The following is a 17084-nucleotide window of genomic DNA, read 5'->3' as shown; positions in this document are numbered from 1 at the left end:
GCCTTCGACCTGCCACACGGCGGCCTCCGGGAACCCAAGCAATGAGCTAGCCGGGCCAAGATCCGGCTGGCTCAAAACTGCTCTACAGGATCAAGAACGGCCCGGCTGACGCCGGGCCGCGCCCACGCGCTACAGCCGTTCCGGCCCCCGCGCGCACGCCGAGCGACGCCGAACCCGCATCGAGATGCCAAACCCGATGCAGGGTCAGGCCGCGACGACCCCTCACCAAGCCTGGTCGAGCATTCCGGTAATCGCCGCTTCACTGCATGGAACGCCACAGCTCGAAGAGCCCGAGCCGACCCCGATACCCTTCTATCGATACACATCGAATTCCTGCTCTCGTTGACGGCAACCGTGACGGCAATGCAGGCTGACGTTGACGAACCTTCGCGCACTCCAGCGATACCGGTCGCCCCACTTGTCGGCCAGGTCGTCGAACGCCGCCCGGGCCGCCTGCAGGTTGACGGCGGTGTAGATCGGCTTGATGTCGTGTTTGAGCGCATCCCAGTAGTTGCGAGACGTCAGGCGGAACGTGTTGCGGATCAGATGGATGATGCAGGTCTGCAGCACCGTGCGTGGCCACACGTTCGTGACCACCTCGGGTCGGCCTTTGAGACCGCCGCAGACGAGGAAGAACACGTCTCTGACGCCCCGGTTACACAGGTCGGTCAGCACGCTCATCCAGAACTTCGCGCCCTCACCACCGGAGCCGGCCCACAACCCGGGGATGTCCTTCTCCCCCTCCATGGTGACCCCAATCGCGGCGTAGAACGGCCGGTTCGCGACCTACCCATCCCTCACCTTGACCACGACGGCGTCGATGAACACGGCCCCGTAGATCTCGTCCAACGGACGGTGCGACCAGTCGGTCATCTCCTCGATCACCTTGTCGGTGATCCGGGGGATCGTCTCCTTCGACACCGACGCCCCGTAGATCTCGGCGAAGTGCGCGCTGATCTCCCCGGTCGTTAACCCCTTGGCATACAACGACAACACCACCTCGTCGACCCCGACAGCTGCCGCTGCCTCTGCCGCTTGCGCACGATCTGCGGCTCGAAGGTGCCGGCCCGATCCCGCGGCACATCGATCTGCACTGGCCCCAACGCGTCAGACAGCACCGTCTTCAACCGGGCTCCGTTGCGGATGTTGCCCGAGCCCGACCCGGCGTGTCGTGCTTTTCGTAACCGAGCTGCTCGGTCATCTCCTCGTTCAACGCGGCCTCCAGGACCGACTTGGTCAACTGCTTCAGCAGCCCGTCCGGGCCGGTCAGCGACAACCCCTGTTCCTTGGCCGCCCGGACCAGCTCGGCCGCGGCCTTCGCCTCCGCCGACAGCTCAGGCCGCTTCTTCCGTCCGGTCCCGTCGTTCAGTGTCGCGTCGTCACGGCACCCCCCTCACCAGGCACAACGCCTAGCGGGTCAGGCCGGAAACACCGTTAGATCCACAATCCCTATTGGGATGTATGCGGAGTTGGCGATAGCGGCCCTGACATCAATCGCCACGCGCACCAGCGCACACTTACGCACAGAACGAAAGCGGTGGGCGACCGGCTACTCAAACCTGAACAACGTACGCACTACCCCATCGACGTCCGGGCAAGCTGCGGTAATGCATCCACTCATATCCGTTTCCGGCCAACAGAAAAGTACGGCGCCTACCTTCGGTATCTTACATTTCTCGCGAAGATCTAGTTCGTCATTCACGACGGATGCATCGAGCCTAGAACCACTATCAGGAGTTAACCAACGCAGATTTCCGTAGACGGCTTCTGACCCGACGAAGCCTTCTACTTCAACAGGGCTGCTGTCGTCAATCCTGATATAGCGCTCCGGTTCAAAGGCTGCAATGATCGACCGTGGTACGACACCAGCTCTGGCCGCCAGAACATCAGTCGAACTTTGAAGAAGATACCATTGTTCTCCACCGAGACCGCCCGCCCACTGGCTGACCAGCAACAGAGAACCACGGCTCTGGAGGAGAGCGTCGAGATCACCCCAGAAGTCGGCGGTAGCGGGCCTGTAGCGTACGGCGTCAACGTCGTCCTGCGAGTATGGAGAGTCTGGGACAACAGCAACGTCAAGGTCCGCTTGAGCCGTCATCACCGACGCCCTATTTGGCGAAGTCCCTAGGTAGACAGCGTCTTCTGATACATGGACCTCAAGACCGTCCGACTCCAGTTCACACCAGAATCTGGGGTCCTTCAGCAAATCGCCCACAAGCCGCAACGTGTCATTTCCGCGAACAGTGCTGCCGTCATGAAACGTGTTGGCCGTCCATGGTCCTCCGAGAACGCGAACCTCAGGGCTTCGAATGGCGAAGACCTCCGTGGAAAGCATAGGAAACGCCCGCGCCAGCGCCCCGACGAAGTTTTCCGGGTCAGCCATGCTACGAGTGACACGATACCAACGGCGATCTTTCATTCGTCATTCACCGATCCACCGAAGTCCACGTACCTCACCATCAACAATATCGACGTCATAGGTGCCAGTCCGTTTGCTCTTTGACCAAAGGTCTTCAATCTTGTTTGCACCCTTGAAAACACCGCCATTGTGCTGATCGATATCACGGCTGATGTACCGCGGCTGGCCCGGTCCAGGCTTCTTGATCTCGAACACATTGGCCTTCCCATAGTTACCCCGGAGTTTGTTGTAGCCGAGGTACTTGGCAATGTCTGTCTGCTGCGCCGCAGTTAGCGGACCACACGACGCGTTATGCACCAGGACCGGCGTCGCACCGGCCATCACATAGTACGTGTGGATGGCCGCGACAGTAAGGTTATAGACGGTCTGCCGTTCGGCAAGATCGATCATCTCGTCAACCGCGAGGTGACGGCCGCCGGCGGAAAGAAGCGCGTCGCCTGGATCGAGGGCGTCAACCCGCTGCCATTCACGGTCGGTCTCATTCCAAAACGGATGATCCTCGGTGGTGGTGAGGACTCCGTCATTGACAGCCAGCGCCACGACATCGTCGTCATGCACCCAGAGGCGGGTGACCTCTCGGGGACCCTCCTCGCCGGTCTCCGGATCGGTCGCCAGGACTTCGTCACCAAGTTCTATCTCGCTGATTGGTTTGGTCGTGCCGTCAGCCATCAAGACACGGGTGTCTCCGCTAAAACTGCAGAACCCGTTTGCGAGTCGGTAACCGAGAGAGTTGGCTGCCTCGAGTTTTCCGCCAGCATTCTGACCTGCCAGCTTGCTCAGCCGCGCGAGAATAGCGGAGTCGGTAGCGGCTGAGCGGAAGCCACCGAGCGCTCCCCTACCACCCATTACCTCGACGCCCCCGGTCACCCCGGCAAGGATCTCGCCGCCATGGGTGAGCACGTCGGGGCAGGCCGTAGCCCCGCAATTCCATTTGTAGCCGAGCTCGTTCATGCAGATGGTGTTGCCCCACCCGTTACCGCACACGAGCTCGACCCAGGCGTTGTACGGGTCGTAACCACCCGCAACCGCGTTACGGGCTTCGTCGCAGCGCGACTTGTAGCCGGGCGCTTGGCAGAACGAGTTGTCGTCGTTGAACGTCTGCACGAACAGCTGCTTGTTGCGCTCCGCCCTTTCCCTTATGTCGCGGTCGGCAGTGGCGGTGCTGCCACTGGAACCGCCCCCGTTCCCGGAGCCGCCGCCGTTCGATCCAGATCCGTTTCCTGATCCTGATCCAGTGCCGCTTGACCCGCCGCCGGTCTGTCCCCAGGTGGAGTTCGGGGTGCAGAGACCGTTGTCGCAGGCCTGGCCTCCCCCAGGGTCGAGGCCGTCGGGGTCGGAGAGGGTGATCGGGCTGTTGTTTGCGTAGGTGTAGCCGTGGATCTGCTGCGGATCCGTGAGATCCATGATCGGGTCGACGGAGATGAACCGGCCGAGCTGCGGATCGTACTCGCGGGCACCAAGGTGAGTCAGGCCGGTGTTGTCGCGGGTACCACCGACGAAGCCCTTGTCGTTCGCCCAGGGAGCGTCGTCACCGCGCGGCGCGCCGAACGGGAACTGCCTGCGAACCGTGGTTCCCTGGCTGATCGCGGTGACCGCTACCTGAGCAGTGCCCTGCGGGTCTGAGGTGAGCCAGGTCAGGGCGGTGGCGGTCCGGGAGGCGACCAGGGCGCCGCCGTAGCTGTAGTAGCGGGTGCAGGTGGTTGCCTTGGTCGCGGTGGTGTACCGGATTTCCTGACCGGGCAGATAGAGCGTCCTGCCCGTCGGATCCCGCCGGATCAGTCGGTTGCCTTCAGCGTCGTAGATGTAGCGGGTCTCGCCGCTGTCGTCCGTGCTGGTTTCGAGGTGTCCTTCGGAGTCCCAGGTCAGCCTCTGGGTACCGGTCGCGCTGGGTCGAGTCTTGGTGTTGCCAACCTCGTCATAGGTGTAGGCACCGTTGACAGCCCCACTCGTGGACGTGAGCGTATGCGCCTGAGCGGTCCCGGGTGCGGGGTAGTTGTAGGTGGTTGTCGAGGCCCCGGAGGCGGTGTGCACGATCTGTTCGCGGCGGTTGCCGACCTTGTCGTAGGTCCACTCATGCCAGTAGGGGGCAGGGCCAGCCAAATGATCAGCATCCGGGGTGCCGCAGACACCAGACTCGGGTGTCCAGGCGTGCCGGAGGCGCCGAAGTTGATCGTAGGTGAAGCACTGGGTGTCGTCAACGGGGTCCGGGGCGACATCCTTGATCATGGTGATATTGCCCGACGGGTCGAACGCGTAGCTCACGTCGGCGAGGATGTTGGGGCTCGAGGAGTCACGATCGGTGCGGATACCGGTCAGCCGGCCGGTCTCCAATTCGCGCGTGAACGCCTGCTTCACCCGGCCGCCAGCACCGGCGTACAGCTCGATCTGATCTACGAGGCCCAGGGCGTTGTAGTCGGTACGGGTGACATACGAGCTGCTCAAATTCCCGTACAGGGTCTTCAGGGTCGTCGGCAGACCCAAAGCGTCGTACGCGTAGAACAGTGTCTCCGCTGGAAGATCACTGTTCGTGGACGGCAGGCTGGAAGAGGCCAGCGAACCATCGGCTGCGTTCCAGGTGTTGTCGAAGTTGTAGGTACCCGCTAGCCCGGTCTCGGAGGCAGGGATGATCACCTGCGTACCGGTCGGCTGGTACGTGTCGGTGTAGCCCATGACAATTGTTTGGTAAGTGGCCGTCCCGACCATGCGCGTCGATTGCGTCAGCTTGCCCTTGGCAAGGGTGTCGTATCTCCACTGGGCACGCTGGGTGCCGCTGAGTTGGTTCTCGTACACCCCCACTTTGCGGTTGAGCGAGTCGTATTGGTATGCGAGCTTCTTGCCGCCCGCATCTGTGGTGGTCACGCGACCCGAGTTGTCGTAGGTGGAGTTCACCTTGCCCTTGTCGGGGTCGGTCGTCTCAATCTGCCGTCCGCGGATGTCGTAGGCGTAGGTCCACTGGTTGTTGTCAGCGTCGGTGACGCTGTCCAGTTGGCCCTTGCGATTGAAGCGGTACGAGAGCGCGTCCCAGCTGCCCGCGGCGGCAGGGGTCGGGATCGCCCCGTGGTACTGCCTGAGTTCGCTGGTGCGGCCCTGGACGTCAACGACGGCTGAGGTGGCAGTGCCTCCGGCCGGTGGCGTGGTGTCGATCCGGTCTCCGGCGTAGTAGGTCGAGTTGCGCCACCGTTCGACGTCATACGGCTGGAAGATCGTGGCGGTGATCCGGCCGGCTCCGTCATACTGCTTCCGCTGCTGGGAGGGCACGAACTGACGTTCCGTCGCGGTATCTAGGGACGTTCCCGCCGCACCTGTCACGTGATACGGACTGAACGTCTTGATCTCGCGTCCGACCGTGTCGTAGAAGGTGTCCGTCAGCACCCGTCCACCGGAGGGGGACGTCGCCTGCGTCTGCCTGGTTCGGAGCAGCCCGTCGTACAGCTCATAGGTCTTGATGTAGCTGCCGGCGGCGTTCAAGCGAGAGGTCGTGACCGCAGTCGCCGCGGCGGTGTTCAGCTGGTACTCAAAGGTCACGTTCGCGGTGACCTTGGTGCTGTCTCTGCCGGGAAGCCAGACTGCGACTAGACGACCGAGCCCGTCGTAGGCCAGGTCTGTGCGTTTGAGGTTGGGATCGACGACCGCGGTGGCCAGTCCCCAGGCGGGGGCGAGAGTGGTGCTCGTCTCGTGCAGCATCGGGTTGGTGACCTTCGTTGCGGTGACAGGACCGCCGGTCACCGGCGTGAAGGAGGTCTTCGTTTCGAAGTTCATCGGGTCCCACACCGATGTCGCTCGGCCGTGGGCGTCATAGGCGGCCCGCCCCTTCACCGCGAAAGTCGGCTGGCCGCCGTTCCAGGCGGACATCTCCTCGGTTCGGGTGACCAAGCCCCGGGTGGGTGCGGTCTCGAAGCCAGTGGCGTTGTCGTAGAAGGTCCGCACCTCGGTCATGACGTCGGCATCGGCGAGTTCGGCGGTGTCGTCCGCTGCCCCGCAAGCCACGGCGTACTGCTGTACCCGGTGAACCCGGTCTACCAGCCATTTTCCGGTGTTCCGTGGTGTGTAGTCGTTCTTGGTGCAGCGCTCGTCGCCGGCGACGCCGTCCCGGCCGGAATCCTCGATCCTGACGGCCATCCCGTATTCGTCGTAGCTGGTGGTCGTCGTCGTGGAGCGTTCGCCGCGGCCCGCGTCAAGCGAGCTGAATTTTTGAACCGTACCCACTCGAGTGAAGCGGGAGGTCACCGTGTCGCCGTTGATCTTTCGGGAGGCGGTCGCGGAGGACGACCAGGGGACGCTCTCTTCCCTGGAGACCACCGGCCCACCCGGTCTGTTGAAGACCGTGGTCTCTCGGGTCATGCCGGCGAACCAGTCTTCGTCGTTGATGCCGTCAACCTTCGTGGTCCGGAGATCGCCAGCAGTCGTTGATGCTCGGTCCCCGTACAGGCCACGGAAGTAACGGGTCTCGGTGTAGGTCTGCTCGCCCGGGTCGCCCACGGTGACGCTGACCCGGCCGTAGCCGCGGTAGTCGGACCAGGTCTTGTACTTCTTGTCGATGAGGCCGTCGTCGTCGCTGTAATGCCAGGCCGCGCCATCGAGGTAGTCGTACTTGTAGACGATCCGAGGACTTCCCTGAGGCGGAACCCCGCCGGTGTTGTCGTTCTCGTAGATTGTCTCGACGACGTACTTGTTGAACCAGTCGGTGACCGGGTTCGAGTAACCCTCCGGCTCCCAGATAACGGGGTAGCAGCGACTCGCGTTGGCGTGTGGTGTGGGCTTGGGGCCGGTCGCGGAGCAGTCCTGTTTCGAATAGTTGATACTGGTCGTTCCGCCTGTCTCGTTACGGATCCTGGTGATTCGCAACCAGTTCATCGCGGCGGCGAAGTCTTCCGTGTCCACACGGTTGGCGAGCTGGACCTCGGTGAACTCGATGTCGGGGACGGTGGTGGTGGTGCCTACGAGCCCGCGATGCGAAATCTTGTCCAGCCACAGTCCGGCTCGGGTGGTGTCGCCAGGATCGGGAAACCGGTGGGTGAAGTTCCACTGCTCAACGTTGTTGTAGCTGCCGCCACTGCGCACCTGTGTGGTCACGCTGAGCAAGCGCTTCGTCGACCAGAACGTTGGCGTGTACTTGTCGCCGCAGGAGGAGCCGGTGCATTCCGACTCCCAGGGAGTGTCCGGCCAGTGCACGCCGTCATGCACCGTGCAGGAGTCCAGGCAACGATCACCTTCGGCGAAGTCGATCCGGTAGGGGGCGGCGGTGGTCAAAACGGAGTCCACCCCGCCAGACTGCCGGGTGCCATAGTCGATTCGGTCGAGCCATCCACCACGGTCGTATCCGGCATCGTCGTCCGGATCCAGGTTGCGGCTGTACTTGTTGGCTTCCTTCTTGTACCAGTAAGAGATGGAGTTGCCGGATGGGTCGACGACGTAGTCGAGGTTCCACCGCCACGCCTGCATACAGTCAGAGTCAGCAAATGCCGTGGCCTGGCAGGGCTCGTTCGAGTCGTTGCCAAAGACGGGAGCCGTCCAGGTCGAGTTCGTCTCTGGCTTGCCGGTCACCCAACCAGGTAGATGATTGCGCCCAAACCAGTACTGCACGCCATCGGTCGTGGTGAGAACCCAGTGTTCGCCGTCGTCGTCGTCGTTGTCAGCCCCCTTCTGACGGGTGATGCGGGAGCCGTCGTCGTTGCGCAAATGCCACTTGTCCTCGGCGGCGTTGTAGATCAGCTCGCCCGAGTTTCCGTTGAGCGACAACGTCGCGTTGTCTGTTTCCCAGCACAGGTCCCCGGTCTTGCGAGTGTTGTTTCGACCGTCGTCGTCCATGTCGCGCGCGCAGGGCCGGTAACGTCGCTCGATGAACCCGCCCGCGACCGTCTCGAAGCCCTCACCGACCCACGAGGGTTGGTTGTTGGTCGCGGCATGCCGTCCATCCACCGACTGGGAGGAGTAGCTCAAGGCCACGACAGGCGCCGTTCCACCCGGCGGTGGTGGCGTTCGCATGGGGTATGACCAGGTGAACGCCCCGGTGTTGCCGCCGGCCGACCAGGTCGAGGACGATTGAAGCGAGGTTGCTGCGTAGTCGCCGGTCGGGCCGGACGAGGCTGCAGAGACGGCGAATAGCGTTGCGGTCGGGCCCACCGGGACGGTGGCGGAGACGGATCGCGCCGCCAGGTCGTTCCTGGATGGCAACGGGGTCGGAGCGCACTCGCTCTTGTGTGGAGCAGTCAGGGCGCATGACGGCACGGCTACCAGACGGAGCCTGCTGGCCCAGTCCGCACCGTACGCATTCTCAAAGGGTCGGTAATCAACTGTGACGTCCGTCGGACCTGCAGAGGCGATGCCATCTGTGCGCTCAGCCCGCAACAGCACCCCCTGTACCTGCGCCCGCACAGTTGCGGCGCGGTCGAGAACCTCGACCCGCACCCGCCCTGGAGAAGGCGCCTGACCCTTAGCTGTGGCAGCGGACGCCTTGATTCGGACCGGCAGTGACCCGGCTTGCTTAGCTTGGTCGAGGCCCCGCGTGTCGGTTAGATCGACTACCTCGCTCCCGGCCGACGGCCAATTCGGAGCTGGCCTGTCGCTGGCCGATGGAAGGCGCTTGATCTCGGGTATCTGGTTGGTCTTGACCGCATTCACGGGAACCGTCGGGACGGGCTTCGCCGAGGGCTTGGAATACCCGCTGGTCGGGACGGCCGCCTGAGCGGGGACGGTCAGCATCCCACCCAGAAGCACGACAGTGACGGTGGCCGCGGCGGCCGAGCGTCCCACCGCGCGGTGGCGCGCCGTTCCACGCGCGCCTGTCGAAGTGGGGTATGGCGACGTCACCGGGCAACCTCCGGGATTCGTGTGGATCAAGGGTGGACAGGTGCTTACCTGCGAGGTGCTCTAGCGAAATCTGATTTGCTGGCCCCGGACCGAGGCATCCAGTCCGGGGCCTGCATCGTTGGATTCAGAACGTTGACGGACTAATTCGAAGGCCGAGACCGGCGCGGAGCACCGGTTGCCGGTGGGTGTACTGGAGCGCGGCGGTACCGTCGGCACCCTCGATGCCGATCGTGGCAGCGCCGCCGCGCTCCAGGAACGTGCCATCGAGATCGGCGTAGGCGAAGCTGAAGCCCCCGGACTCGTCGAAGATCACCTGGAAGGTGACTCGGGTGTTGGGGTCCTCGTACGAGTAGACGTTGCGCCACTCCACGACGAACTGGCGGTTTGGTGCCGTACCGCGCACCGCGGTCCGGACACTGGCCGAGGCATCGACAACCCAGTCGTGCCAGAACGGGTAGACGCCGCTGGCTGGGCTGCCCGCCGATGGGATCGGGTACGGGGACGGGGACGGGTCGTCCGGCCTGGCGAAGCTCATCAGGCCATTGGTGTCCACCCAGGCCAAGCTGACCTGCTGACCGTACAGGGTGACCGGGAAGGGCAGATCGACCCGAGTGTCCCGGTCGTCACCGGAGAGCGACAGGACGGTGCCGTCCGCAGGGGTGTAAGTCACTGGCTGCTCGGCGATGGTGTAGCCAACGCCGGCCGGGGTGGCTCCCACCGCGAAGTCGACCGTCCGTTCCGTGCCGACACCGACCGTAACCTGCTGCACCGCGGATCCGTTGCAGGTGCCGGTCGCGCTGGTAGCGATCACCGCGTACGAGCCACCGGGAACGTTTGTGATCCGGTAGGTACCCGTAGCCGAGGTGGTAGCACTCTGGCCAGCGACCGCCACCGCAACTCCGGCCGCCGGTGCTCCCTGGCAGCTGACCGTGCCAGTCAGCGAGCCGGACCCCATCGGGCTGGGCCGGAAGGTCACGCCCTGGCCGCTCGCCAACCGCGCCTCCCGGTGCAGGTACTGGTAGGCGAGGTTGCCGGCGGCGTTCTCGATGCCGATCGTCGCCGTGCCGCCCCGCTCCCGGTCGTCGGTCGGGTCGATGTCGGCGTAGGCCAGTGCTATCTCGCCGTTCTCGCTGAAGACGACCTCGAAGGACGCCCGGTGCGTCTTGTCGCCGTAGCGGTAGACGTTCCGCCACTCGACCACCCACTGGCGATTCGGCGCGCTGCCGCTGAGCTTGGTGGCGATCGCGCTCGATGCGTCGACGCCCCAGTCGTCAAAGAACGCGTACACAGCGTTGTCGATCGCCCCGCCCGCCTCGTCGTACGGCAGCGGTGTCGGCGTCGGCTTGTCGGTTTCGATGTCCGCGAGGCTGCTGAAGCTGATCAGGCCGTTGGAGCTGATCCAGGCCGTCGTGTGCGTCTCGCCGTAGAGCGTGATCGGGAACGGCGGGTTTTTCTGCCACACCTTGTCGTCACCGCGCCAGGTCTCTACCACGTCACCTGGGATGAAGCTGATTGGTCCCGCCTCGCAGGTGTAACCGAACTCGTCACCATTGACCATCAGCGACAGGTCGAGATCCTGAGCGCCGCCGGGGTGATTGACGAATTGCCGGGCGTACTGGCCTACGCACCGGTTGTCAGCGCCGACTGCGGCGACCGCGTGTTCGCCGACCGGGACGTTGGTGAACTGGTATCCACCGTCTGCCCCGGTGACCGTGGTGCGTGCTCCCGGGTCAAGCGTGACCGTCGCGCCGGCCACCGGCTCCCCGGTTCCGGTCATGGTCAGGGTGCCACTGATCGTCCCAGGGGGCGCTGGCGTGAAGGTGATGGATCCATTGCTGATCGCGGCCGGTTCCATGAAGGAGTAGAGCTTTGCAACCTCTCCGGTGGCGCTCTCAATGCCGATCGTGGCACCGGAGCCCTTCTGGGGCAAGCTGGTCAGGGTGCCGTAGTGGAACCCGATTCTCCCATCCTCGTGCAGCATCGCCTCGAAGCTCAGGCTGTAAGTAGAAGTGAGGGTCCATAACGTCACATTGGACCACTCGATCACGAACGCCCGGTTCGGCGCGGTACCGATGGTCCTGGTGCGGACCGAGTCGGGGGAGGAAGCCAGTTGCTCGTCCCAGAACGGAGCCACCAGCGCGTTGGGGGCATCCCTCGATGGCATGTCCTCGTTGAGAACGGTGATCGGGGCAACCTCGTCAAAGCTGATCAATCCGTTTTCGTTCACCCAACCGGTGGTGTACGTCTTTCCGTGCAGAACGAAGGGAAACGGCAGGGTCACCTTCGTATTGCCCCAGGTGTCCCGCGCCAGGACCGTGTCCGCGGTCACGTAACCGGAGGCGCCGACGGTGCAGGCATAGCCGAGTGAGCCGTAGTCGACCGTGAGCTGCAGAGTGCGAACAGTGTCCTCGGTCAGGTCGACCTGACTTTCGGCCGAAGGCCCGCACCGGTTGTGCTGTGCCGACGAGATGGTGTAGCTGTCAGCCACCAGGTCGGTGAAGCTCCATGCTCCGTCCGCGTCGGTGGTGGTGGTCAGCCCGCTCGGGTCGAGGGCGACGATGGCACCGGCCACCGGCGCACCGGCCGGATCTAGTAAGGCACCGGAAAGGTTGTACTTGGCCAGCGGCTCAGCGGTCTCCGGTAGGGCGAAGGTGACGGCTTGGCCAGTGGCCAGCGCCGGAGTCGAGGCCGAATAGACGAGCCCGTCGTCACCGCTGGGGGCTTCCATGCCCACCACCGCGTTGGCACCGCGCTCAGCGTCGTTGTCGAGCTGGTCGTAGTTCGTGGTCACGGTGCCGTCGGCGGTCAGCAGCACCTGGAAGGAGAGCCGCTGCGCGGGCGACGCCTTCCGGTGCACGTTTCGCCACTCGATAACGAATTGCTCGTTCATGCCCGTTCCCACGGTGCCCGTGCGAACGCTCGCCGTGGAATCGACGACCAGGTCGTCCCAGAACGGGGCGACCAGGCCGTTCGGCTCGGTCGGCGCGGGCAGGGTAACCCCGGCGTAGGGGTGAGAGGCGCCCGGGTCGGTGAAGGAGACGACCCCGTTGGTGTCGACCCAGGCGCTGCGGTACGCGTGGCCGTAGAAGGGGAACGTGAAGGGCAGCGGAACCTCGTTGACCGCGTCGTCACCGGTCAACCCGAGCACCGTCTCGGCCGCCGCGAACGGCTTGGCCGACGTGCTGCACGTGTGTCCCTCGTTGTCGCTGTGCAGTGCCAGGTACAGGTCGACGCCTAGCCCTTGGCCGTCGATCTCGAACGGACCTTGGGTGTCGGACGATCCGCAGCGCCCGCCAACGGATCCGGTGAGGGTGTAGACCCCCGGCGCGAAGCCCGACAAGCTGAATGATCCGTCGGGACCGGCAGTGGTCTGCACCCCACCGGGCTCGAGCCGGACAACGGCATAGGCTGCCGGAAGGTAGGTCCGGGCGTCGATGACGGTGCCGTAGACGAGAGCGGTCACCTTGACCGTGAACGTCGCCTGGGCGATGCTGCCGGTCCGACCACCGTCGTCCATGGCGACCGCGTAGATCGGGCGTTCGCCTACCGTGGTTCCCACGTTGATTGTCACGGTGAAGGCCCCGCCCGCGGCGGTCACGTTCACCGTGTTGGACAAGCTGGTGTCGCCGACGCTGTACCGGAACTTGGTGACGTTGGTGTCGCCGCCGGCGCTGAAAGTGACCTGGAGCTGCCCACCGGCAGTCATCTCTGTGCCGTTAGGGAACGAGATCGCAGGCTGCAACGGCAGCGCCAGCTCGGCCAGTTTGGCAGGTGTTTCGATCAGGTTGTAGACGCGGACGTCATCGACAGCACCGGTGAAGAAGCTGTCCTCGGCGCCGTTCCACCTGCGCTTGCCGATGGTGACCGAGCCGGTGGCGTTGAAGCCACCGACCAAGGTTGCCGTCGCGGTCTGGGCCACCCCGTTGACGTAGAGCGTCATCTTCTTGGTGGCACCGTCATACGTCGCCGCGAGGTGGGTCCATTTGCCCGCCGTGGCCGCCCCGTTCGACAGGACGTGGTGCAGCGGTGCGTTCGCCGTGTCCGATCCGGACATGGTGAACCGCCACCGCTGGTCGGTGCCGGAGTAGCCCAAGCTGTAGGCGTGCATCTGGGTGCCGTTGGCGCTGAGAACCGCCTGGTAGCCGGTGGTCGGCACAGTGCCGAGGCGCGCCCGGGCCGTCACCGTGAAGCTTCCGTCCGTGCGCACCGGCGTGGCAGCCCCGGTATCCGGGTTGGGCGTCATCACCGATCCGGTCAGGGAGGCCGACGCGCTGCCGTTCAGCGCGAGCGCCGAGCCGACACCGGCCCGTCCGGGGGTACGCGTCGCGGGGGCGGACAAGGTGAGGGTGTTGCCGTGACCGGAGTCGTCGGCGGCGGTACTGCCGGTCCCCTCGAAGGTCCACGTCGCCGCCGGCCCGGATCCGGCTCGCACGCTGAAGATGTACGTCGCCGGGACCGTCGAGTAGCGGCCGGAGTGGTCCCGCGACCAGACCCGTAGCGTGTTCACCCCGTCGTGCAGGGGGACGACACTGATCGAGGCACCGAAGTCATTTGGCCGGGCCGGTACGGTCGGCGCCGCCGTGAGTACGCCCAGGTCCAGCGTGTAGGCATACTCCTTGACCTCAGACGCTCTCAGCGTTGGCGGCGCGACTGCGAAGACGCCCGGTACCCCGACACCACCATGCGGAACGCCGTCCTGCGTATAGGTGCTGGAGCTCAGCCCGCCGGGCTTCTCCGGTGGCGTCGCGTCAACGGTGAACTCGCACGTCGCCGACCAGTCGCCATAGTCCGTGCCATCCCAGGTGCGTGCCTGCCAGACGTAGGTCGCGCCATCGGCGAGCTTGCCTGACGGGATCTGCTTAGAGACCGCCGACGGGTTACCCGAAGCCTGTGAGATCTTGTTGGTCTCGTTGCGCGAGCCGCCGGCCGGCCACCAGTAGAACCAGGTGGTCAGCGACTGCTGGGCAGAGTCCGGGTCTGACTGCTTGGCGGCCAGGGTCGGCGTGGTGGTAAGCACGTACGGCCGGGAATTGCCCACTGCGCAGGGCTTGCCATCCGACTTACGGTCCGACGGAATGTTGGGCTTGGTGTTGTAGGTGATCGAGAGCTTCGGCGTCGAGTGCTTGAACCGCTTCCACTGGTTCTTGGTGCCCTCGTCGACGGCCCGCAGTCCGACGGTCAGATCGGGCCAGTTGCTCTTCGCGGCTCTGTCCACCATCCGAGTCACGTCGAATTCGATGGTCCCGCTGCCGAGGCAACCGTGGGCGGCACCGAGCTTGCGGTTCGCCGCCGTCTGCGCGGTGTAGCTGCTGTCCCAGGTGGGCTGGTTGTTCCAGGTCGTCGAAGCTGAGATCTTGCCGGTGAGCCAGAGCTTCGCGTTCGACTTGGGGTTGCACGTCCAGGAGTGCAACTGTTCGATCCGGAACTGCGCCTTAGTGATGGTCTTGCCCTTGACGGCGCTGGTGTTCATCCGGAACAGGGACCGGATGATGTGGTCGGCACAGCCATCGCAGTCCTCGGTACGACCCGCCCCGGCGGCACCGTACGTCGACGCTCGCTGCAGAGCCGTCGTGTCCTGCCAGAACGAGCTGGACTTGTGCTTGCTCCATACCGACGTCCAGGCGTTACTGGCGATGCCGCCAGTCCACGACGGGTCGATGTAGATCGGCAGTTTGGTACGCGGGTCGGCCAGCATCGCCGGATCCGGCACGATGGTCAACGCATCGCGGCTGACGCTAACCGGCATCACCGCTCGGCGGGTCACCCCGGCGGTGCCGGCCGGCGCATCGGCCGATCTGCCGGCCTGTTGCGGATCGGCCGCAGCGCCCGGCGTGGTGACATCCGGCTCGGCGCCGCCGACAGTGGCGTCCCACATCAGCGGTGCGGGTGAGGCGAAAACATCCCGACCGCTGGTGTCCCGGGCGGCCAGACCGCCGCCGGCCGTCGGGCCGACCGTCACGCCTTTGGTCGCTAAGCCGAAACGCAGGGACTTGAGCCTCGGATTGGCCGCCGCCTGCCTCGTGCGCACCACCAGCACCTCGGAGAAGCCAAGGGCACCTGCCGTCACCCGCAGGTCGACATCCGGCAGCACGTTCCGGTAAACGGCGGAGGACCCCTCCAGCACCGGGGCCGGCAGGGTGCCGGACCACGACACCGCCAACTCCCGACCACCATCGCGCAACCTCGCCAACGGCGCATTGTCGCCACCCGGCGAGAAGACCGTCGGCAGCACCGAAGCACGGGGCGTCAAGCCTTCCCGGGTGGCCTTGAGCGTGGTGTCGATCGGAACCCACGTACCGGATTTGCGCACCCGGACCGGTTCGATGCTCTGCTCCAGAGTCCGGGAGCCATCGGTGTTGAGGAACGTCTGGGCGTACTCGGTCCGCTCAGCCAGGATCTCCACAGGGCGGCCACACTTGGCGAGCATCATCCGCGCGCGGGCGGCGTCCGGCTGGACGTCGACGCAACTCCCGCTGGCCGCAGCCGATGCCGAGCGGGCCGAAGCCGCCGGTGCCATGAGCACTGACGCCGACATGATCACCACAAGCAGCGACGCGCCGCTGCGTCGCAGCAACCTAAAAAAGGACGCAGGACACCCAAAGCCGACCATGCACGAGCCCCCGTCTTGATCGATCCGCCAGCGCTGCGCGCTCAACGTAATCGACTCGACACAGCGGAAGCAATATGGAAGATCGACAATCTTTGGGCCGCGCGGCCACCCTTCAAACGACGGTCCACCTGGCGCTACGTACGAAGCTAACCATCCGGACCACAACCCAGCCATATCAGGCGAAAGTCGCCAGTCATGCCGGGCCCCGCTTCGATTCCCTCTTCACCACCCTTTGTCCGGCGCTATCGGGACAAGTTGACGCAAGCGTCAAACGCGGCTGCCTTACGCCGGATCAGCGGCTGGGCCGCCACGGGTCGGCCGAGGCGAGCGGGTCCACCCAGCCGCCGTACCGGTTCACCTCCCGGGCGCGCAGCAGCGCCCGGGTGACCTGGCCGAACTGCCGCTCGTCGTCGGCGCTGAACAGCAGCACCTCGGCACCCCGGTGCCACCCCCACAACTCGTACGGCGGTGGCCGCCAGCGGTCGCCGACCAGGGCCAGCGCCGCCGGCAGCAGGAACACCGCACCGAGGATGAGGTACGCCCCGGCGGTCAGCCGCTGCAGGCCGCCGGTGAAGCCGAGCAGCAGCCCGACACCGCCGATCATGGCGGCGGTGATCGCGACGGCCCGGACGGCGATCCGGTCGTGGGGGCCCCGGGTGGTACGCAGATGGGTCAGGTCGGCGACCCGGTAACTCGTCCGGCCGACGGTGAACCGGTCGACGGTCACGATGATGCCGGGTCGCGCGTACAGCAGGGTCGACCTTGCGCCCGGCACCGTTCGCGGCGGTCGCGTCTTTGCGCCTTCACGATTCACGGTTCCTCCCGCGGGGCGGTTCGCCGGGCTGGCCTGCGGGTGAGGCATCGCTGCCTGTCGACGGGATTCCCGGCTCCGGCCTTCATTGTGTTGTGGCGCCGCCAGCCCACCGGGCAAGTTACGGCCTCCCGACAGCTCGCCAGGCCGGGGGACATCGTCGCGAAACAGCATCCATTTCAGGTTTTATCGGTTATGGCGCACTGGTATCCGGCGTCATACGCCCGGAACGACGAAGGTCGTATATCCGTCAATCGACCCAGAAAGGGATCGCGCCGGAAGGCTCGTCGCGCGTCAGCAGCCCCGCTAAAGCCACCTGCCGCAGCGCTACTTCCCGCCACTTTGCCAACATTCGCCCCTGCTTCAACTGCGGGCGACATCCGTCCCGGGTTAGGTTGGGCGGGCCGGTCCGGCCCAGTGCCGTCCGCCCGGGT

4 protein-coding genes and 1 pseudogene are annotated in these 17084 nt (G+C 65.1%); all 5 read right to left on the bottom strand.

Features of this window, described 5'->3' with window-relative positions:
* Positions 1-375: 375 nt before the first annotated feature.
* Positions 376-1369 (bottom strand): annotated as a pseudogene (locus OG990_RS35575) (IS256 family transposase); the annotation flags it as partial.
* Positions 1370-1549: 180 nt separating this feature from the next.
* Positions 1550-2383 carry a hypothetical protein gene (locus tag OG990_RS35570; protein WP_406078477.1) on the bottom strand — a complete coding sequence of 278 codons (834 nt, stop codon included), beginning with the start codon at positions 2381-2383 and terminating at the stop codon, positions 1550-1552.
* A gap of 39 nt (positions 2384-2422) precedes the next feature.
* Complete coding sequence (locus tag OG990_RS35565) at positions 2423-8365, bottom strand: polymorphic toxin-type HINT domain-containing protein (RefSeq protein WP_406078476.1); 5943 nt, start codon at positions 8363-8365, stop codon at positions 2423-2425.
* A gap of 988 nt (positions 8366-9353) precedes the next feature.
* On the bottom strand, positions 9354-15803 hold the full coding sequence (locus OG990_RS35560; RefSeq protein ID WP_406078475.1) for a carboxypeptidase regulatory-like domain-containing protein: 6450 nt from the start codon (positions 15801-15803) through the stop codon (positions 9354-9356).
* A 328-nt stretch (positions 15804-16131) separates the two neighbouring features.
* Positions 16132-16614: a DUF6232 family protein gene (locus tag OG990_RS35555; RefSeq protein ID WP_328419685.1), complete on the bottom strand. Its 483-nt coding sequence runs from the start codon at positions 16612-16614 to the stop codon at positions 16132-16134.
* Positions 16615-17084: the final 470 nt, after the last annotated feature.

This window comes from Micromonospora sp. NBC_00858 (assembly GCF_045207365.1).
Lineage (GTDB): Bacteria > Actinomycetota > Actinomycetes > Mycobacteriales > Micromonosporaceae > Micromonospora.
The sequence above is the reverse complement of the archived record's forward strand: the minus strand, read 5'-3'. Positions and strand labels throughout refer to the sequence as shown.

Coding starts and splice junctions, on each gene's coding strand:
- OG990_RS35570 (WP_406078477.1), bottom strand. CDS start 2,383: ATGGCTGACCCGGAAAACTTCGTCGGGGCGCTGGCGCGGGCGTTTCCT.